Annotated in this window: 1 protein-coding gene and 1 pseudogene; one reads left to right on the forward strand and one right to left on the reverse strand. The window is 56.7% G+C overall.

Annotated features, from left to right (window positions below; translation table 11 throughout):
- Positions 1 to 521: pseudogene (locus tag AAC147_RS07275) on the reverse strand (phage integrase N-terminal SAM-like domain-containing protein); the annotation flags it as partial.
- On the opposite strand from AAC147_RS07275, the gene AAC147_RS07280 reads away from it, so the two are divergent.
- Entirely contained in the window at positions 520 to 654 is a 135-nt protein-coding gene (locus AAC147_RS07280) for a hypothetical protein (protein WP_255347689.1), read from the forward strand. The pseudogene AAC147_RS07275 and the gene AAC147_RS07280 overlap by 2 nt on opposite strands.
- Positions 655 to 769: the final 115 nt, after the last annotated feature.

Genomic DNA, 769 nt, shown 5'->3' on the forward strand with positions numbered 1-769 from the left:
TCCCCCCGCTGGAGCTGGCGCAGCTCCATGCGCCGGATGCCGCTGCTCCAGAGGATTTCCAGCATCACCCGGTTGCGAAGTCCCAACACACTCTGATCATCAAGGCTGTCCAACACCTGCGTGGTTTCCCGTTCACTCAGGATCTGCGCCGGCAGCCGCTTTTCTTCTTTCGGCAACACCATCTGCTCGGCCGGGTTATAGAGGATGTGATGGCGTTGCAGCAAGTAGCGGAACCACAGCCGCAGGGCGATCAGCCGTTCCCGCTGACCGTTATTGCCGTAAGGCTGGCCATCGGCTTTACGGTAAGCCCGCAGATACCGCTGCCAGCTTTCCAGTAACACCAGTGTGACCTGTGCGGGGTAACGCACCGTGCGCTGTTCGCACCAGTCGATAAAGGGTAGCAGGTAGCTACGGTAGGTTTCCCGCGTGCGGTCAGCCCGGCCTTGTGCCAGCAGCGTGTCGAACCACGCTTCAAGCTGTTGGCGCAGTGTGATCAGGGTGTTGTCGTGTGAAGTTATCATGCGGATTGTCCTTTTTGTGATGGAAGCTATCCGGCAGTACGGTATGACGGGAAGTTTTTATTGTGTTGCCGGAACAGTGATTTTTGATATTGTCCAACTTGCGCGCCGTCAGCCTTGTCTGGCTGTGGCCTGATAGCCATTTTGCCTGCCCCAACTTGAGACCAACTTGACCCCAACTTAGGGGCAACTTGCGCTGTTTTCAGTCCAACTTGCGGTAATCATACTGGCACGATCAGGCCGCTTAAGTG

This window comes from Xenorhabdus sp. NBAII XenSa04 (assembly GCF_963866145.1).
GTDB classification, from domain to species: Bacteria; Pseudomonadota; Gammaproteobacteria; order Enterobacterales; family Enterobacteriaceae; genus Xenorhabdus; species Xenorhabdus indica.

Bases quoted from the DNA above. Each gene is read 5' to 3' on its own strand.
- AAC147_RS07280 (WP_255347689.1), top strand. From the start codon at position 520: ATGCGGATTGTCCTTTTTGTGATGGAAGCTATCCGGCAGTACGGTATG.